The organism is Serratia proteamaculans (assembly GCF_946227095.1).
Taxonomy (GTDB): Bacteria; Pseudomonadota; Gammaproteobacteria; order Enterobacterales; family Enterobacteriaceae; genus Serratia; species Serratia proteamaculans_E.
The window spans coordinates 23,734-42,709 of record NZ_CAMISV010000004.1; the positions used below are offsets into that span (position 1 = coordinate 23,734).

General features: G+C 58.1%; 12 protein-coding genes and 1 riboswitch. Of the genes, 6 read left to right on the plus strand and 6 right to left on the minus strand.

Features of this window, described 5'->3' with window-relative positions:
- Positions 1 to 12 precede the first annotated feature (12 nt).
- On the minus strand, positions 13 to 723 hold the full coding sequence (locus OC597_RS09250) for a UTRA domain-containing protein (protein ID WP_262208468.1): 711 nt from the start codon (positions 721 to 723) through the stop codon (positions 13 to 15).
- A gap of 192 nt (positions 724 to 915) precedes the next feature.
- Between OC597_RS09250 and OC597_RS09255 the strand changes: the two genes are divergently transcribed.
- The 6 genes from OC597_RS09255 (at position 916) to OC597_RS09280 (ending at position 7,246) form a co-directional block, all read left to right on the plus strand.
- On the plus strand, positions 916 to 1,977 hold the full coding sequence (locus tag OC597_RS09255) for an ABC transporter substrate-binding protein (protein ID WP_099065628.1): 1,062 nt from the start codon (positions 916 to 918) through the stop codon (positions 1,975 to 1,977).
- A gap of 11 nt (positions 1,978 to 1,988) precedes the next feature.
- Positions 1,989 to 2,786, plus strand: coding sequence for an alkaline phosphatase family protein (locus tag OC597_RS09260; protein ID WP_129936882.1), 798 nt, complete (start codon positions 1,989 to 1,991; stop codon positions 2,784 to 2,786).
- A 9-nt stretch (positions 2,787 to 2,795) separates the two neighbouring features.
- Entirely contained in the window at positions 2,796 to 3,635 is an 840-nt protein-coding gene (locus OC597_RS09265; protein WP_219017109.1) for an ABC transporter permease, read from the plus strand.
- Between the two features lie 17 nt (positions 3,636 to 3,652).
- The gene (locus OC597_RS09270; protein WP_261257981.1) at positions 3,653 to 4,438 is read left to right on the plus strand and encodes an ABC transporter permease; all 786 of its coding nucleotides are present in this window, start codon (positions 3,653 to 3,655) and stop codon (positions 4,436 to 4,438) included.
- Positions 4,439 to 4,442: 4 nt separating this feature from the next.
- A complete protein-coding gene (locus OC597_RS09275; RefSeq protein ID WP_262208475.1) occupies positions 4,443 to 5,435 on the plus strand; it encodes an ABC transporter ATP-binding protein in 993 nt (330 codons plus the stop codon).
- A gap of 161 nt (positions 5,436 to 5,596) precedes the next feature.
- Positions 5,597 to 7,246, plus strand: coding sequence for a Na/Pi cotransporter family protein (locus OC597_RS09280; RefSeq protein WP_085119750.1), 1,650 nt, complete (start codon positions 5,597 to 5,599; stop codon positions 7,244 to 7,246).
- A 51-nt stretch (positions 7,247 to 7,297) separates the two neighbouring features.
- On the opposite strand, the gene OC597_RS09285 is transcribed toward OC597_RS09280, so the two are convergent.
- From OC597_RS09285 to OC597_RS09305, 5 genes are all read right to left on the minus strand, one after another.
- Entirely contained in the window at positions 7,298 to 12,121 is a 4,824-nt protein-coding gene (locus OC597_RS09285; RefSeq protein WP_262208479.1) for a hemagglutinin repeat-containing protein, read from the minus strand.
- 49 nt (positions 12,122 to 12,170) lie between these two features.
- Positions 12,171 to 13,847, minus strand: a complete 1,677-nt coding sequence (locus OC597_RS09290; RefSeq protein ID WP_262208480.1) for a ShlB/FhaC/HecB family hemolysin secretion/activation protein — start codon at positions 13,845 to 13,847, stop codon at positions 12,171 to 12,173.
- 385 nt (positions 13,848 to 14,232) lie between these two features.
- Positions 14,233 to 15,150 carry a ketopantoate/pantoate/pantothenate transporter PanS gene (gene panS, locus OC597_RS09295; RefSeq protein ID WP_207977261.1) on the minus strand — a complete coding sequence of 306 codons (918 nt, stop codon included), beginning with the start codon at positions 15,148 to 15,150 and terminating at the stop codon, positions 14,233 to 14,235.
- A gap of 144 nt (positions 15,151 to 15,294) precedes the next feature.
- Positions 15,295 to 16,662, minus strand: a complete 1,368-nt coding sequence (lysC, locus tag OC597_RS09300) for a lysine-sensitive aspartokinase 3 (RefSeq protein WP_261257970.1) — start codon at positions 16,660 to 16,662, stop codon at positions 15,295 to 15,297.
- Between the two features lie 108 nt (positions 16,663 to 16,770).
- Positions 16,771 to 16,964: riboswitch (Lysine riboswitch) on the minus strand.
- A gap of 52 nt (positions 16,965 to 17,016) precedes the next feature.
- A complete protein-coding gene (locus OC597_RS09305; protein WP_261257969.1) occupies positions 17,017 to 18,825 on the minus strand; it encodes a cation:proton antiporter in 1,809 nt (602 codons plus the stop codon).
- Positions 18,826 to 18,976: the final 151 nt, after the last annotated feature.

Sequence of the window (18,976 nt, forward strand, 5' to 3'; positions counted from 1 at the left end):
GCCGCGCCCCTGTCATTGTGCCTCCACATCAATGTGCAGCGCGTCGTAACGCCAATATTCCAAATCACAATCAATCACCCGATCGTGCTGATCGCGGTTAACCCGGGTAATAAACAGCGCCGGGCTGCCGTAGGTCACTTTCAGCATCGCGGCCGCTTCCTGCGGCAGCAAGGTAGGCAACATATCGAAACGCACCCGGCCATAGCGAATACCGTAGCGTTCGGCGTATAGCCCGGTCAGCGACTGGGTTAAATCTTCGTCCAGAATACCGGCAAAGTAGGCGGGATTGAGGTAGTGCTCGCAGTACAACACCGCGCGGCCATCGATATAGCGCAGCCGACGAATGCGGTAAACCTCGCTGCCGGGCGGCAAAGCCAACCGGTGGCACAGGTCGCCGTATAGCGGCAGGGTGGCGGTGTCGATCACGTCGGTGTGGGCATCACGCCCCTGTTGCTGCGCCATGGCGTGGAAATGGCTGCGCTGCAACGGGTTGTACACCAGCCGTGGCGGCGAGATAAACCAGCCGCGCCTGACCTGACGGTAAATCACCCCCTGCGCCTCCAACTGGCCGAGCGCTTCCTGCAGCGTAATGCGGGTGGTGGAAAACTGTTCACTCAGGGCGCGTTCAGAAGGCAGTTTGCCATCGGCGCTGAATTCCCCGTTGGCGATACGGTTAGCCAGAGTCTGGCAAATCGTCGCCACGGTTGTTGTTCCTTCACTCATGCAACAGTTGCCCCATTTCAGTGCTTATCGCCCCAGTTAAGGTAGACCAACGGCAGCCCTGTGACGCACCAAATACGATAAAAATGCTGCTTTTTTAGACTGACATATAATTATCACATTCGTCCGTTAGATTGGCTTGGTTCTTGCTGGACTAGTCCAGCCACTTCCACACTACCACCCGGAGCATCAGTTATGAAACGTTTGTGCGCTTCTGTGTTAACCAGTGCCATTGTCCTGTCCAGCCAAATGAGCTGGGCTGCCGATTCCGACCTTGCTGCGCTGGAACAGGCTGCCAAGAAGGAAGGGGAAGTCAACAGCGTCGGCATGCCGGACAGCTGGGCCAACTGGAAAGACACCTGGCAGGATCTGTTGACCAAGTACAGCCTGAAACATGCCGACACCGACATGAGCTCGGCGCAGGAAATCGCCAAGTTCGACGCGGAAAAGAGCAACGCTACGGCGGATATTGGTGATGTGGGTGCGGCCTTCGGTCCGATTGCAGTACAAAAAGGGGTGACCCAGCCGTACAAGCCATCCACCTGGGATCAGGTGCCTGACTGGGCGAAAGACAAGGACGGCCACTGGGCGCTGGCCTATACCGGCACCATTGCCTTCATCATCAACAAGAAACAGGTGAAAGAGATCCCGCACAGCTGGGCGGATCTGCTGAAGGGGACTTATCAGGTCACTATCGGTGACGTGGGTACCGCTTCGCAGGCGGCCAGCGGTGTGCTGGCGGCGACTTACGCTATGGGCGGCAATGAAAAGAACCTGAAGCCGGGTCTGGAGTTCTTCGGCAAGCTGGCCAAGGCCGGGCGTTTGAGCCTGAGTAACCCGGTGATCGCCTCGCTGGAAAAAGGCGAAGTGCAGGTTGGCGTGGTTTGGGACTTCAACGGGCTTAACTACCGTGACCAGATCGACAAAACCCGCTTTGAAGTGCTGATCCCGTCCGACGGCTCAATCACTTCCGGCTACACCACCATTATTAACAAATACGCCAAGCACCCGAACGCCGCCAAGCTGGCGCGTGAATACATCTTCTCTGATGCCGGCCAGATTAACCTGGCGCGTGGTTATGCCCGTCCAATCCGTGCCGAACATCTGACGTTGCCGGACGATGTTAAAGCCAAATTGCTGCCGGCCGAACAGTATAAAAATGCCCATCCAATTGCCGATCCGGCAGCCTGGGAGCAAAGCGCCAAAACGCTGCCGCGTCAGTGGCAGGAAAACGTCATTATGTTTATGCAGCAGTGAGTTAAACCATTATGAAAACGATCCTCGTACTGCTGGACGGCCTGAACTATCAGGTGGCGCATGACGCCATGGGCTATCTGCAGGCTGAATGTGCGGCAGGGCGTGGACGGTTGTATCAGTTGGAGAGCGAGCTCCCCTCGCTCTCCCGACCACTGTATGAATGCATCCTCACCGGCGTGCCGCCGGTGGAGAGCGGCGTGGTGCATAACCAGGTGTCACGCCTCTCGCATCAGCAGAGCGTGTTTCACTATGCGCGTGCCGCCGGGCTAACCACCGCGGCGGCCGCCTATCATTGGTTCAGTGAGCTGTACAACCGTACCCCGTTCGACGCCGCGCGCGATCGCCATACCGACGATACCGGACTGCCGATCCAGCACGGTCATTTTTATTATGACGACCGCTACCCGGACTCCCATCTGTTTGACGACGCGGAAAGTTTACGCCGCCGTCATCAGCCCGATTTCTTGCTGATCCATCCTATGAATATTGACGACGCCGGGCACCGCTTCGGTCTGTCTTCGCCGCAGTACCGTAATTCGGCGCGCAATGCCGACGGGGTATTGTCGCGCTATCTGGCCGACTGGTTGGCTGATGGCTATCAGGTGATGGTCACCGCCGATCACGGGATGAATGACGATCGCAGCCACGGTGGCGTGTTGCCGGAAGAGCGTCAGGTGCCGCTGTTTGTCTTCGGTAGCGCATTCAGCCAAAGCGACGCCAATCCGCAGCAAACCGACCTGTGCGGTACGCTGTGCGAACTGTTACAGGTGGCGCATGACAAGCCGCGTTGCCGTGCGTTGTTGGCATAAGGGCGAATAATGAAAGCTAAGTGGATTGCCGCGCTGTGCCTGCTGCCGTTCATCCTGCTGTTCGGCGCGTTTCAAATAGCGCCGCTGGTGTGGATTGCGATCAGCAGCTTTTTCAGCCAGACCAGCGGCTGGGGGCTGGGCAACTATGTTGATGTGCTGACTTCGCCGTTCTATCTGCAGGCGTTTCAGTTCTCGCTGGAGATTTCCCTCTGGTCGAGCGTCTATGGGCTGTTGATTGCCCTGGTGGGCAGTTACTCACTGCGCCAGCTGGGCCAGACGCGGTTCCATGATTTTGTGATGTCGTTTACCAACATGACCAGCAACTTTGCCGGGGTGCCGCTGGCGTTCGCCTTTGTCATCCTGCTGGGGTTGAATGGTTGCCTGACCTTGCTGCTGCGCAAGTACGGCCTGATGGAGAGTTTTAACCTTTACTCCAAAACCGGGCTGATCGTGCTCTATACCTACTTCCAGATCCCGCTTGGGGTGCTGTTGCTGTACCCGGCCTTTGATGCGCTGCGTGAAGACTGGCGCGAATCGGCATCGCTGCTCGGCGCCAGCCCGTGGCGCTATTGGCGGCATATCGGCCTGCCGGTGCTGGCTCCGGCGCTGATGGGCACCTTTGTCATCCTGTTGGCCAATGCGTTGGGTGCCTATGCCACGGTGTATGCGCTGACCACCGGCAATTTCAACGTGATACCGATACGTATTTCTGCGCTGGTGGCGGGGGATATCTCCCTCGATCCGAATCTGGCCAGCGCGCTGGCGATGCTGCTGGTGGCGATGATGGCGTTTATCACGCTGATCCATCAATGGCTGTTGCGCAGGAGCTACCTCAATGCTCGCTCATAATATTGCGGAGGGCGGCCATGTCGCGTTTTGAAACCGGTTATCACCGTGTGGTGAGCGGCCTGCTGTTGCTGATCCTGCTATTACCGCTGGCAGCGACGCTGATTTATGCGCTGGCCACCCAGTGGGGCGCGACCATCCTGCCGGACGGGTTTACCCTGAAATGGCTGGTGGCATTATGGAGCGATCCGCGCTTCTTGCTGGCGCTGTGGCACTCGCTGCTGATCTGTTTCGGCACTCTGGTGTTGGCGGTGGTGGTGATTTTGCCGATGATGTTTGTAATTGCTTACTATTTCCCCAAGCTGGATGCGGTGATGAACGTGCTGATCCTGCTGCCGTTCGCCGTGCCGCCGGTGGTGTCGGCGGTCGGGCTGATGCAGCTGTTCGCCGCCGATCCGCTGCCGCTGCTGGGTACACCATGGATCCTGATTGGTTGTTATTTCTCCATCGCGTTGCCGTTTATTTACCGTGCCATCAGCAACAACATGCAGGCGATCAACCTGCGTGATCTGATGGATGCCGCACATCTGCTGGGGGCCAGCACCTGGAAAGCCGCATTATTGGTGGTGCTGCCGAACCTGCGCAAAGGCGGGATGATCGCGGTGCTGCTGTCGTTCTCTTTCCTGATTGGCGAATTTGTCTTCGCCAACCTGCTGGTGGGCAGCCAGTACGAAACGTTGCAGGTTTACCTGTTCAACATGCGTAACGGCAGCGGCCATTTCACCAGCGCACTGGTCATTTCTTATTTCGCCGTGGTGCTGCTTGTCACCTGGTTGGCGAACTTACTGAATAAAAATAAGGGCTAACCCGATGGCTTATCTCAATGTCACCCGCCTCAACAAACACTATGGGCAGACCCAGGTGTTTCAGGATATCGATTTCACCGCCGAGGAGGGCGAGTTTGTCACGCTGCTCGGGCCGAGCGGCTGTGGCAAGTCCACGCTGCTGCGCTGTCTGGCGGGGCTGACTTCGGTCGACAGCGGGCAGATCCTGCTGCAGGGCCAGGATCTGGTGCCGGTGCCCCCGCAAAAACGCGGTATCGGCATGGTGTTTCAGAGCTATGCGTTATTCCCGAACATGACGGTGGAAGGCAATGTGGCCTTCGGCCTGAAAATGCAAAAGCTGGCGGCCGGGCAGATCCAGCAGCGGGTGCAGGAGGTGCTGGCGCTGGTGGAACTGACCGAACTGGCGAAGCGTTATCCGCATCAGCTGTCCGGCGGCCAGTGCCAACGGGTGGCGCTGGCACGCTCGTTGGTGACCCGTCCACGCCTGCTGCTGCTTGATGAACCGCTCTCGGCGCTGGATGCGCGGATCCGCAAACATTTGCGCGAACAGATCCGTCGGATCCAGCGTGAGCTGAACCTGACGGCCATCTTCGTCACCCACGATCAGGAAGAAGCCTTGACGCTGTCGGATCGCATCGTGCTGATGAATAAAGGACAAATCGTGCAAAGCGGCGATGCCGAAACCCTGTATACCCAGCCGGCCGACGTTTTCGCCGCCGGGTTTATCGGCAACTACAACCTGCTGAGCGCCGAACAGGCGACGGTTTTGACCGGCAGCACTTACCGCGGTAAGGTAGCTGTTCGTCCGGAGTCCATGACCCTACTGCCTGCCGGGCAGGGGATCGCCGCGGTGATCCTCAACCACAGCCTGTTGGGCAACGTGGTGCGCTATCGGGTTCAGGCCCGTGGCGTGGAGCTGCTGGTCGATGTGCTCAACCGTTCGGTCGAGGATTTGCGGCCTGACGGCAGTGAAATTGGGCTACACTTAGAAACTGTTACATTACGGGAAGTTGCATGACATCGCTGCGGCATTCAATGATAACTCCAGGGTAATTCCTGCCGTTGCGTTAACCCTCCAATAAGCGGTCTGCAGCCTGTTGCCGCTGTCCTGCCCGATACACGCCTGGCAGGCAGGATAGCTTGCTGTGTCTTGCCGGGCGTGAATGGAGTGTATTTTCCGTGTTGACCCTTCTTCATCTGCTTTCTGCGGTGGCGCTGTTGGTGTGGGGTACCCACATCGTGCGCACCGGGATCATGCGGGTTTACGGCGCTAATTTGCGTCGGGTATTGAGCGACAGCGTGGAGAAAAAACCGCTGGCGTTCGTCTCCGGCATCGGCGTGACCGCGCTGGTGCAAAGCAGCAACGCTACCGCGCTGCTGGTGACCTCTTTCGTTGCTCAAGGGCTGGTGGGGCTGACGCCTGCGCTGGTGATCATGCTCGGCGCTGACGTGGGTACCGCGCTGATGGCGCGAATACTGACCTTTGATCTCTCCTGGCTATCACCGCTGCTGATCCTGGTCGGCGTGTTCCTGTTTCTCAGCCGCAAGCAAACCCGGGTGGGGCAAATGGGCCGGGTGTGCATCGGCCTCGGGCTGATTGTCCTGGCACTGGAGCTGATCGTCGCAGCTGCGACGCCGATCACCCAGGGCGCGGGAGTGAAGGTACTGTTCTCGTCACTGACCGGCGATGTGATGCTGGATGCCCTGACCGGCGCGTTGTTCGCCATTGTCAGCTATTCCAGCCTGGCGGCGGTGTTGTTGACCGCCACCCTGACCGCTTCCGGCGTGATCTCACTGAAAGTGGCGCTGTGTCTGGTGATTGGCGCCAATCTTGGCAGTGGCCTGCTGGCGGTGATCAACACCAGTGGCCAGAACGCCGCCGGCCGTCGGGTGGCACTGGGCAGCCTGTTGTTCAAGCTGATCGGCTGTGTGCTGGTGCTGCCCTTTGTCTCTTATCTGGCAGACGCGATGGCCCGGCTGCCCGGTGAGAACGAAGAGTTGGTGATCTATTTTCACGTGTTCTACAACCTGATCCGCTGTCTGGTGCTGATCCCACTGGCCGGGCCGATGGCACGGCTGTGTGAAGCGCTGATCGCCGACGTGGCGGCTGACGATCCCCGGCTGCGACCACGGCATCTGGATGCCAGCGCATTGGATACGCCGACGCTGGCTTTGGCCAATGCCGCGCGTGAAACCCTGCGCATGGGTGACGTGGTAGAACACATGATGATCCTGCACCGCGAAGTGCTGCACGGTAAGATCGGGCAGGATAAAGAGGTGCGTCGATTGGATGATGACGTCGACGTACTCTACACCGCCATCAAGCTGTATCTGGCGCAGATCCAGAAAGAGGATCTGGGCGAGGAAGACTCGCGCCGTTGGGCAGAAATTATCGAAATGGCGCTCAACCTGGAGCAGGCCGGGGACATCATTGAACGCATGACAGGCGATATCGCATCGAAGTCGCATGCGGCGCGGCGGGCGTTTTCGGCCGAGGGGCTGGCGGAGCTGGACACGCTGTATGAGCGACTGATCGGCAACCTGCGGCTGAGCCTGTCGGTGTTCCTGTCCGGCGACCTCACCAGCGCCAAGCGGTTACGACGTTCCAAGCATCGCTTCCGTATTCTGGATCGCCGTTACGCGCATGCGCATGTTGATCGTTTACACCAACAGAACGTGCAAAGTATCGAAACCAGCTCGCTGCATCTGGGGCTGTTGGGGGACATGAAACGCCTGAACTCGCTGTTCTGCGCGGTAGCGTATAACGTGCTGGATCAGGATGAGAAGGATGACGAGCGCGAGTGGGAGGATACGCCGAGCACGCTGTAAAAAAATGCCCCCGGCTGAACCGGGGGCATGATTTTGATTATTTACCGCCAGTTATTTACCTGAGAAAACACCCGCCTTGGCATCGGCAGTCTGGCTATTGCCGTAGCCGCCGACCGGTGTCTCCAGATTCACCACGCTTTTACCGGCGATCCCCAACAGTCCACCGGCAGAGGCGGCCGCATCCAGGTGACCGCCACCCTGATAACGGCTGCCCGCCACGTCCTGTTGTTCCAGCTTGCCGTTACCCAGCGTCACCTCACCTTGTTGGCTGCGGATCTCAGCGCCGGTCAGGTGGGTGCTGCCCTGCACGTTCAGCGTCACGTCATTTTTCCCACTAATGGCGGATTGCACGCCAACCGCATCGTTATTGACCACGTCGGCGTTGACCTTGAACTGACCCTGCAGCCCGGCGGGGCCGGTCAGGCTCTCTTTGGACTTGTTACCGAGGAAGCGAGCGCCGCGATCCCACAGCGGTGCCTGCTCTTTTTCACCCACCAGGGTTTCCGGCAGGGTCACTTTGCTATCGGCCTTGTTGAAGCTAACCGCGCCGGTGGTGTCCTGTTTGGGATCAAGACGACGGGCCACGCTGTTGTACTTGTCGGTGGTGGCGTCAGCGACCTTGTTGATACCCCCTTCCAGTTTCTCTTTCACATTACCGGCATAGCGCGGAGTGCCCACTTTCGACAGTTTGGAGGTGATGCTGCTGGCCGGATCGTTGGTATGGTTCAGACCGACGTCCACATTGACCTTAACGCTGCTTTCGCTGTCTTTGCGGCTCTCGACGTGCAGGTTGCCACCGACGTTGCCCTGTACGCGTTCGGCATCGATCCGGCCACCGGCCAGAGTGGTGTCCTTGCCGCTGTTGATCGTCACTTCGTTGGCGTTAATCAGACTGTTGCTCTGGGTGGTTTTCTGCAGCTTGTCGACGCCGACTTTTACCCCGGCACCCAGGGTATGGGTATCGCTGCCGCTGGTGGTATCAACCTGGCCGTTAGCGTCCTTGTTGAAGGATTGGCCGCCTTTGGCATTCGCCTTCAGCCCCAGGTTCCAGTTGTTTTTCTGCTCCTGATTTTGCACCGATTCCAAGACCACACCGCCGTGCTCGGCATTCAGAGCGACGTTACTGCCTTTGACCTCGGTCCCTTGCAGGTGTAACGCCTGGTCGTCACTGCCTTTGGCGGTAATGTTCACAGCACCACCGCTGGTGATTTTTCCCCGCTGCCGGGTGGTGGAAGATTCATCGACCTTGGCGATGTCAAATGCACCGCCGAGGGAAATGCCGCCCGCGCTTTTTTTGTCGCTGTCGGTGCTGTTACCGCCAATATCGATATTCCCTGACAGCGTATCGTCCTTACGCGTCTGGTGCGACTCGGCTGCCTGTAGCGCCACCTTATCGCCTGCCTTCAGCGTAACGTCGCCCTGGCTGGTGACCGTGCTGCCTTGCAGCGTCAGCCCACGACCGGCCTCCAGTTCTACGCCCTGTTGCCCACCGATGTGACTAACCTGTGCGCTGCTGCCGTCGCTTTCCCCCACGCTGCGATCGCCGCCCAGCCCAACACCGAAGTTTTTGGTCTCCGGGGTGGAGCCACCTTTGGCTGACACTTTGACATTGAAACCGTTGTGGCTCTCATGACTGCGGTCGGTAGCCTGCTCGAAACGGATGTTGCCGTCTTCGGCTTTCACCTGAGCCTTACCCTGGCCGGCATCCAGTGAAGTGCCCTGATAAACCGCATCCTGCTTGACCTGGATGTCGATGCCATTGGCGGCGGTGATGCTGCCGGTCACGGCCTGGCTGCCGGTGCTGGCGCTATGTTTGTTGCCGCCTTCACCTTTGCCGTCGACGTTCAGGTCATTGCCGGTGTTGGTGTAAACGCGCACGCTGGCACCGCCACGGGTATCGCTTTGGCTCTGCTGTTGGCTATTTTCCGCCGCTTCACTGCGGTGGCTGTCCGCCTTCAGCGTTACGGCACCCTGATTGGTTTGATATTGGGTCCCGCGATCCTGCAGTTCCCTGCCAGCGTTAACCGCAATCTCCCCGGCCTTAATGGTGCTGACCACGGCCTGCGAACTGCTGTTACTGTTTTCGCTGCTGCCGCCGTTGGCAGCGACGTCGATCCCGACGTTTGGCAGACCGATGCTGCCGATATCGTTAATCACGCCGTTGGCGTCCAGCTTGGCGGCTTTGCCCACGGCGCGTTCAACCGGGCGGGTGATGGCGCTGTAATCAACGTTGGCACCGATATCCACGCCGACGTCGGTTTTGCGGGTATTGCTGCTTTCGCTGTCCGTGGCGGCCAGATGGGCCACGCTGTTGGCATTTTCCTGATATTTACCGCCAACCTGATGCTGTGCACCTTGCTGAGTCAGTTGGTCATTGGCGCTAATCGTCAGGTTGCCTTTGATATCACTGCCTGAGGTGACGGCCTTGCTGCTTTGCGAGTGCGTTTTGCTGTTCTCGTAACCGCCTTCAATACCCGAGCCGACTTTATCGATGCCGCCGGTGTAATAGAACCCACCGCCGACTTTGGTTTGCTCGGTGTCGCTGGTGGTCTTGTTGTCAGCCGCCAGGAAGGCGACGTTGTTGCCGCTGACGCTGGCATCCCCCTGGGTGGTCACCAGTTTGGAGCCGCTGAAGGTCAGGTCTTTATCCGCCTTCAACGTCACGCTGCCGCCGCTCAACATCGACGATTGTTGCTCGCTACGGGTGGTTTTCTCGCTGTCGCTGGTATGTTCTATGCGTAAACCGGCGCGGTATTGCTTATCGCTTTTTTCGTTGGCATAGCCGTTGATCGCCAGCGCGGTTTTCTGCTCGTCAACACGTTGCTGCTGTTCTGCCGCGCTGACATTGAGATTGCCACCGGCTTTGATGTCCAGCTTGCCGCCGCTGGTCACTTTGCTGCCCACCACGTCGGTATCCTGTTTGCTGACCAGTTGCAGGTTGGTATCGGAAACCAGTTCACTGGCGGTGGACTGCTGGTGGCTATTGTTGGACTTTTGCGAACTGCTGGTAATGTTAAAGGCGGTACCGGTGCGGGCATTGATCTTGTCGACGTTGGTACTGAGCGCGTTATCAATGCGCAGGCCTCCGGCGCTGGCTTCAACAAAACCGCCCTGGCTGCCTTTGACCTTGCTGCCGGTAATGGTTACGCCCTGTTTGCCGTTCAGCCACAGGGTGCCATCGGCGGTCAGGTCGGAAGCGTTGCTGACTTCGTGGTGGTGACTGTTGTCTTTGTTATCGCCGCCGCCGATGCCGCCCCATGAGGTTTTATTGTCACGCACCGATTTGGCGTTGGCGGTCTTCTGCACGTCGATGTTGATCTGGTCGTTGGCATTGACGGTCAGATCGTGCGCTGCATACACTTTTGCCCCCCGAGCCTCCACACGGTTACCGGCACTCAGCGTCAAATCGCCCCCGGCATGCAAATCGCTGGCCTTCAGGCTTTCGGTTTCATTGCTGTTATTCCAACTGCCGGTGCGCAGGCTGGAGGTATGGTTACGCTGATAGCCGCGTTCACTGGTTTTCTCCCGCTCAACCAGCCCGGCGATCTGGACATCGTGTTTGGCTTCAATTTTCAGTGAGTTACCTGCCCCGACAGTGGCACCGAGCAGTTTCACATCCTGAGCGGTGGCGGTCAGGGTGGCATTTTTGCTGGCGCTGACGCTGCTGCCGACCTGCTGGTGCTGTTCATTCTCACGGGTGACGTCGTACTGCCAGGAGTAGAACCATTGGTCGTTGGTATGGCCCTGAGTTTGCTTCAGTTGCTGGCCGTCGAGCGTCAGGCTGGCCCCCTGCAAAGTAACCTCTTCGCCGCGAATATCGGTGGCGGTCAGATGGTTGCTGTTATCGGCCAGCAGGCTGATATTTTTGCCCACAAGCTCGGTGCGGGTCAGCTTTTGGCTGGTGTTACGGTCGTTGATGTAGATACCGCCGCGATAGTTTTGGTAGTTCTCACCGCTGTTACGGCTACTGCTGTCATCACTAATCTGGCTTTCGGCACGAATGTTGTCTGCCTTCACCCTGATTTCGTCGCTGCCCTGCAGCTTGCCTGCCAGCTTCACGCCGCTGCCTGCTGCGGTGTTGATGATGTTGATGCGTCCGGCCTGCATGCTGCCAAGATAGTAGCTGTCCAGCGCGCTCAAGGGTTGCTGGCTGCTGAGCACCTGCGCGTCGCGTGAGACGCGGTTATTGCCGGTGACAGCGTTGATAGCCGACACCGTCTTGTCACTTTTCTTATCAAATACCGGGGTGACGATCACCTCGCCGCGGCTGTCGATACGCGGGGCAATCAAGTCCAGTACGCCACCGGCGTTCAGTTTGCCATCCAGGCTCAGGGTGTTGCGATTACCCAGCGTGCTGTAACCCTGCAGCATGCCGTTTTCCACCATCGGGTTACCCACCACCAGTGATGAGCGGCTGGTATTGATAAAACCGCAGCCGTCACAGCTGATGCCGTTCGGGTTGGCTAACACGTAGTCGGCCGCCATGCCGAAGATTTCCTGCTGGCCGTGCAACAGCGACGGGTTGCGGCTGATCACTTCATTGAGGATCACGCTGGCCGCCTGGTTGTTCAGGTTAGGGTTGGCACCCAACTGACCGGCCAACTGAGACAGTCCGGATTCGCGTGAGTTATTCAACACCGCGCCGGGCTGGTTGACGTTGAAATCCTGATATTGGTTATGTGACAGCCCGTGGTCATTCGGCGTGACAATATTCACCACCTGTGCGCCGTTACCGGCGGTGGAAACCCCGGGGCCGTTAGCCCCGTTGGCCGCCACAATATCACCGGCGTAACCGTTGCCGAGTGAGGCGAGAATGATCGCCAGTGAAGCGGCCAACTTGCCCGCCGCCGAAAGCCTGAAGTTATTATTTTTCATCCATGTATCTCCGTATATCGCCGTGTGGTACTGCAAAAAAAACAACTGACTAAAAGGTGTACGAGAAGCGGGCCAGCACCTGGATCGGGTCGTCCGGCAGGGTATTACTGGACAGCAGCCAGCCTCGGCTGGCTTCGACGTCGATGATGGCGCGCTGATAACGCAGGGTGGCTCCGGCGCTCAGTCCGGCGCTGCTTTGCCAGCCCGAAGGCCGATTGTCACGGGGCAGCACCCGGCCGACGTCGCCGCCGAGGCGAGGGGTAAGGGTGCTTTGGCCCAGATTAAAGCTGCGGGACAGGGTATTTTGCAGATACCAGCCGTTATCGCCGGACAGCGTGCTGCGGCTGAAACCGCGGATCGCGCTGCGGTCGGTCAGGCTGAGCCATTCCACGCCGGGCAGCCGGTCGCGGCTGTATTGCCCGTACAGCAGGTTGCTGAGCTGGTAACTGGAACCGGCCAGGGTGAAGCGTTGGGTGAGGTTGGTGAACAGCTTGCCCTTGGTGAATTGGGCATCAGGCAGACCGGCACCGCTGTGGCGATCGGCACCGAACCACGGCAATCCTTGCTCCACGCTGAGGTTGGCGCTGATCAACCCGGTAGGCAGGATCTGCAGGTGGTTAACCCCCAGTTCGAACAGGCTGAGTGTCGGGCTGCCTAGACCGATACGTACGCTCTCGAAATAGTTATTGATGCGCTTGTGGGTCAGTTGGCCGCTCAGGGCGTTGATCTGATCGCGATCGCGGTAAAACACATAGTCGCCGCGCAGACCGTACTGTTGAGTCTGACCGTGCAGTTTATAGCTGTTGAACACCAACTGCTGACGGTTCATGTATTGCGAATAGCTGGCAAAACCGCTGAAGGTAAAAGCGCCGTAGGGCAGAGAATAGAGCAGGGTATAGGCACGGTTGTAGCGCTGCGAGGGATCCTTCAGCGTACCGGCGACGTTCAGACTGGCAAAGTCCGACAGGCCGAACGGGCTGTCCAGCGTTGCCGTGCTGCGCGCTAACCACTGGCCGGTATTTTTTTGGCCATAATTGTCCAGGGTGGCAGACAGCAACCAGGGTTTGGCATGTTGGTTGTGCAACCGAATAATAGAACCCCCGGTTTGGTTGCCTGGCAATATATCCAATCGGGTTTTGTTCGATTGCAAACGATTGGCCTGATCCAATCCCTGATCGAGCTGGGTTAATTTCAGCGGCTGACCTTCCAGTCCTGGGAATAATAACTGGCTGTTAACCCAGCGATCGCCTCCTTCTATTTTTTCGATAAACCCTTCGGTGACCCGCAGGCCCAATTCGCCCTCGGCATTGGGGCGAATAAACTGTACGCGGGCGGTGATATAGCCTTTATCAAGATATAAACGGGTGAGTTCGCGGGTCAGACGGTTGATGTCATTACTGCTGATGCAACGCTGTGGCAATGCGCTGAGTGCCGCCAAATCTTTCGCCGACAGCAGAGTAATGCCCTGCAGATACACGCCGCCGATGGGCAGGCACTGGGCAGAACGTGGCAGTGCCGGTGGTGCGGGTTCGGGTTCTGCCAGTAATTGCTGTTGTTTAAGCTGTTGGTAGCGTCGTTGCTCGATCTGTTGATTGACTTCACGCGTGCCGTCTTGCAAAGCGCGGCGTGATTCGCCCATCGGCGAGAAATGCTCCATTTCCGGCAGGGTAGCGGCAGGGATCGCGGTGCTGAACAGCAGCACCAGGGCGGCGGTTTTTTTAATCATTGTAATCCATTATGAGAAGCCGCCGGAGCGGCCTGCTCAATCCATGAGGTCAATATACGGACGGCCAGCGGCCGGCCCGAAATAGCGAGCGACAAGCACATTGCGTGATATCTCGACTTGCCGCAGGCAAATTAAGACGGTGGGTATATATCTAAATAATAATTAGGCTGCTTGTTTTAATTTTCAGATCCCTTGAGTTAATTAACTAAAAAAAGTAATTAACCTCTCCGCCATTTAAACTTTATCGGCACGGATAGGAAGAATCTGAATTTTTATTTTGTCGGGGGATAATAGAGGATGAGGGTAATTCTGACAATCCGACCAGTGGGAAATACGAAATTTCGTAGATGGGATGGGGCGCAGTCATTTGCGCCCCGGAGTGAAATTATTTTTTGTTGATCGGCCGACCGGACCAGTAACCCGCCAGCAGTGAACCGGACAGGTTGTGCCACACCGAGAACAGGGCACCCGGCAGTGCGGCCAGCGGTGAGAAGTAGATTTTGCCCAGCGTCGCCGCCAGCCCGGAGTTCTGCATGCCAACCTCAATTGCCAGCGTGCGGCAGGTAGATTCGTCAAAGCCAAACAGCTTGCCGCCCCAGTAACCGCTCAGCAGCCCGATGGCGTTATGCAGGATCACCGCGATGATCACCACCAGCCCGACCGAGGCGATATGGCTTTGGCTACCGGCCACCACGGCACTGATGATTGCCAAAATGCACACCATCGACAGCGCCGGCAGAATGGGCTCAATGCGTTTGACGGTTTTGGTAAAGGTGTGATGGACGATCAACCCCAGGCCAATCGGGATCACCACGATCTGCAGAATGCTCAGCAGCATGCCCATGACATCGACGCTGATTTCGGTATCGACGTACAGACGGGTCAGCAGCGGTGTGGCGAAGACGCCCACCAGCGTGGAGACCGCCGAAATGGTCACTGACAGTGCCACATCGCCTTTGGCCAGATAGATCATTACGTTGGAAGCCGTGCCGCTGGCAACGCTGCCTACCAGGACCATACCTGCGGAAAGATCCGGTGGCATGTGAAACAGCATCGCCAGCAGCCAGGCCGCCAGCGGCATGATCAGGTAATGCAGAAAGATCCCCGCCGCCACCGGACCCGGGCGGGACAGCACGCGCCTGAAGTCATCCAGCCGCAGCGTGACGCCCATGGCGAACATGATCAGCATTAACAGCGGACTGACATAGGGGCCGATGCCGGTAAAGGTGGTGGGGGTGAAGTAGGCGGCGACGGCGAGCAGCACCGCCCACAGGGGGAATAATCGGGTAAATTTTGCCAGCATGAATGTGGTTTTCCTTAGCCAAATAGAACGATGGGATGGAGTTGTGTTTTTTTGCGGGTTCAGCGGACTGAACCCCTACGGTTATGAACTGATTTTTTAGATGTAGGGGCGCAGCCTGCCGCGCCCGCAAGGGATGATAATAGTTTATTCGAACAGATTGTGGTGCAGGGTACGTACTACTTGTTCTGCATCGTTGCCCGGTACCAGGAAGCACAGGTTATAGCTGCTGGCGCCGTAGCAGATCATGCGAATATTGAACGGGTCGAGCACGCCAAACACTTCTTTGCCCACGCCGCAGGCCTGGGAAAGCTTGTTACCGATCAACGCTACCAGCGCCAGATCCTCTTCGACTTCCACCCGGCACAGTGATGACAGCTCGGTCAGCAATGAGGTGGTCAGCAGGCTGCCGCCGGTAGAGGTTGAGCCGGTAGTGTCCATAGTCAGCGCTACGCTGACTTCGGATGTGGTGATCAGATCCACCGAGATGTTGTGACGCGCCAGAATGTTGAACACTTCGGCCAGGAAGCCGCGTGCATGCAGCATGTTGAGGCTGTGCAGCGTCAGCAGGGTTTGCTTGCGGCGCAGTGCCAGCGCACGGAACAGCGGCGGGTTCTCGGTGGTGTTGCACACCAGAGTTCCTCCGGCGGCCGGATCTTTGCTCGAGCCGACAAACACCGGAATATCACTGCGCACGGCCGGCAGCAAGGTGGCCGGGTGCAGCACTTTCGCGCCGAAGGTGGCCATTTCTGCCGCTTCTTCAAAGCCGATTTTATCAATGCGTTTTGCCGCCGGTACCACACGTGGGTCGGTAGTGTAGATGCCCGGAACGTCGGTCCAGATATCCACCCGACTGACGCTCAGCGCTTCGCCCAGCAGTGCTGCGGTGTAATCGCTGCCGCCACGGCCCAGCGTGGTGGTACGGCCTTTCGGCTCGCTGCCGATAAAGCCCTGAGTGACCACCAGCGCTTCTTGCAAACGCGGTTTGAGCAGAGACTGGGCCAGCTGTTTCAGCACCGCGTTGTCTGGCGCGGCGCGGCCGAAATGGTCGTCGGTGTGCATCACTTTACGCACGTCAAACCACTCCGCCTGTACCTGGCGAGCACGCAGGATCTCCACGAAAAGCAGGGTAGACATCAGTTCGCCGTGGCTGACCAACTCGTCGGTCAAGGCCGTTGAGGTTGCCAGCGCCGCCGCTTCGGACAGCATGGCGATGTTTTCCAGCATGCGGTCGATTTCATCGCGAATAACCGTCGGGTTATCGAGGCGATCGAGGATGGCGTATTGGATGCGACGGATTTCATCGAGCTGGAAATGGCGTTTGTCGGCATCGCTGCCTTCGGCCAGAGCCACCAACAGGTTGGTGACGCCCGCGGAAGCGGACAAGACCACCAGGCGTACGTCCGGATTGGCGAGTACGACGTCGGCGCTGCGGTTCATGGCTTCAAAATCGGCAACGCTGGTGCCGCCGAATTTGGCGACAACGGTGGAATTCTGGGGTGCTGCTTGGTTCATGTAAAAACCTCGTGTCAGGGTGGCTCTATTCAGAGAGCGCTTTTTTCATAGCCTTGGCACAAGGGAGGAGCGATAAACGGGGGCAGGCGTAGAGGTTAAAGCTACGGTACACCCAGAAGCGCCCCACCTTGCTGATTGTCATTACGGACAATCCCTGGTGACAACCCAGAGGATTCAGCCCCTGTAGTCGATACGATGAATGCCGCACATCACCTTACCTCGGCGTCGCTCCCCCTCAAGTGCCGTCATGGGAAAACGGCTCCTCTGACACTCTACCTGGGCGACGCACCTCTTCTGGCTTGCGCACCGGGTGCGCAAGTAGGCTGTAAGGAATAGCCGGTAATCGCGCTGCTGTCAACGTCCGGACGTTGAGGGATTTTCATCTTGAACCAGTGCAATCAACGTACAGGGCATCGCCGGGACGAAACCGGTACCAATGGGTTGCAGAGTGCCATCCTCCCGTTGGCTAAATAACGGAATAATCCCCTGATTTTTTTCAATATATTCCAGCCAGCCAAAGTTTTCGTTCAGCTTGGTCGCCTTGATGGTGGCACCGTGGGCGATCAAGCTGCTCAACCGGGCGTAGGTGGCTTCTTGAGAAAACAAAACTTCATGCCGACGGAAGCGCGAGCTTTCCCCACTGTTGCCACGGCCTTTCAGCGGTGCACCGGAACGGATGGCGAACACCTGTCCCTCGCCAAAAATATGACCGAAGTGATAGACCGCCAGCGCATTCTGATGGCGGTTGGGTGACAGCGCCAACACCTGCGCGGTATCGCTGAGATCGAGGTAGTTCTCGGCATGCTCGGAGTAAGCATGGCCATAATAGGCGGGGATGCCGTCCATGCGCGCCTGACGGTAATACTCCCAGCTGCTGTCGGTGACAATCACCGGGATATTCATTTTTATCAACGCCTGCGCCAGCATACGCGCCACGCTGTTGGCGCCGACGATCAACACTCCGCGCGGTTTTTGCTGCTGCACCCGCAGCCAGCGCGCCATCATGCTGCTGGTCAGGCTTTGCAGCACCACGGTACCGATGATCACCGCGAATACCACGGTCACCAGTCGATCGGCACCTGGGTAGCCGCTACGCTGCAAAGTCAGGGCGAACAGCGAACTGACGGCTGCGGCGACGATGCCGCGCGGCGAAATCCAGCACAGCAGCAGCCGATCGCGCCAGTGCAGGGAAGAGCGCCAGGTCGACACCGCAATACACAGTGGTCGGGCGATAAACTGCACTACCAGCAGCAGGCCCAGCAGTGGCCAGCCCATATTCCACAGCGCCTGGATATCAAGCCGCGCCGCCAAAATGATAAACAGCGCTGAAATCAGGATCGCCGACAGCTCTTCCTTGAACGCCAGTATGTCGCTGGTATCCACATCGCGCATATTGGCCAGCCAGATGCCCATCACCGTGACGGTCAGCAGGCCCGATTCGTCGGCAATGGCGTTGGACACGCCAAAAGCGGTCAGCATAATCGCCAGTACCGCCAGGTTTTGCAGGTAGCCCGGCAGCCAGACGCGGCGCAGCGCCAGACCCAGCAGGTAACCGAACAGCGCACCGGCGACCAGGCCGACGGCAGCGGTGATCCCCAGCGTGTAGAACAGGTGGATGTAAGACTCGGAATGTTGTTTCAGTACGATAAATTCAAACACCAGCAGGGTGAAGATAGCGCCGACCGGGTCGATCACTATGCCTTCCCAGCGCAACACCTGGTTGATATTGGCGTTGGGCCGCACCACTCGCATCAGCGGGGCGATGACCGTCGGGCCGGTAACCACCGTGACCGCGCCGATCAGCGCGGCCAGCTCGGGCGGAAAGTCCAGTAGCCACCAGCAGGCCACACCAATCACCAGGAAGGTCATCAGCATGCCGATGGTCACCAGGTTGCGCACCACGCCACCGAGGCCACGTATTTCCTCGACCCGCAGCGTCAGCGCCCCTTCAAACAGAATAATGGCGACCGACAGCGACACCAGCGGGAACAGCAGATCGCCAAACAACGCGTCCGGTTGAACCAGATGCACCACCGGCCCCAACACCACGCCAAACACCAACAGCGGCAGAATGGCCGGCAGGCGCAACAGCCAGGCCAACCACTGCGCCAGCAGTGAACTCAAGCCGATAACCACCAACATCAACGGGGCAGATAATTCCATAGTCATGTCCTTCGTGTTTCAAAGCGCAACCTGTTGGCGCGCATCCTTCGCCTAATTACGTCAATGACGTGGTGATAACCTGACACAGTTTAGTGACAGTTAACTAACCCTGATAACAGGCTGTTATCCAAAAGTATAGGGGAAGAGCTGA

Bases quoted from the DNA above. Each gene is read 5' to 3' on its own strand.
- OC597_RS09250 (WP_262208468.1), bottom strand. From the start codon at position 723: ATGAGTGAAGGAACAACAACCGTGGCGACGATTTGCCAGACTCTGGCT.
- panS (WP_207977261.1), bottom strand. From the start codon at position 15,150: ATGCTGGCAAAATTTACCCGATTATTCCCCCTGTGGGCGGTGCTGCTC.
- OC597_RS09260 (WP_129936882.1), top strand. From the start codon at position 1,989: ATGAAAACGATCCTCGTACTGCTGGACGGCCTGAACTATCAGGTGGCG.
- OC597_RS09265 (WP_219017109.1), top strand. From the start codon at position 2,796: ATGAAAGCTAAGTGGATTGCCGCGCTGTGCCTGCTGCCGTTCATCCTG.
- OC597_RS09305 (WP_261257969.1), bottom strand. From the start codon at position 18,825: ATGGAATTATCTGCCCCGTTGATGTTGGTGGTTATCGGCTTGAGTTCA.
- OC597_RS09285 (WP_262208479.1), bottom strand. From the start codon at position 12,121: ATGAAAAATAATAACTTCAGGCTTTCGGCGGCGGGCAAGTTGGCCGCT.
- OC597_RS09290 (WP_262208480.1), bottom strand. From the start codon at position 13,847: ATGATTAAAAAAACCGCCGCCCTGGTGCTGCTGTTCAGCACCGCGATC.
- lysC (WP_261257970.1), bottom strand. From the start codon at position 16,662: ATGAACCAAGCAGCACCCCAGAATTCCACCGTTGTCGCCAAATTCGGC.
- OC597_RS09255 (WP_099065628.1), top strand. From the start codon at position 916: ATGAAACGTTTGTGCGCTTCTGTGTTAACCAGTGCCATTGTCCTGTCC.
- OC597_RS09270 (WP_261257981.1), top strand. From the start codon at position 3,653: ATGTCGCGTTTTGAAACCGGTTATCACCGTGTGGTGAGCGGCCTGCTG.
- OC597_RS09275 (WP_262208475.1), top strand. From the start codon at position 4,443: ATGGCTTATCTCAATGTCACCCGCCTCAACAAACACTATGGGCAGACC.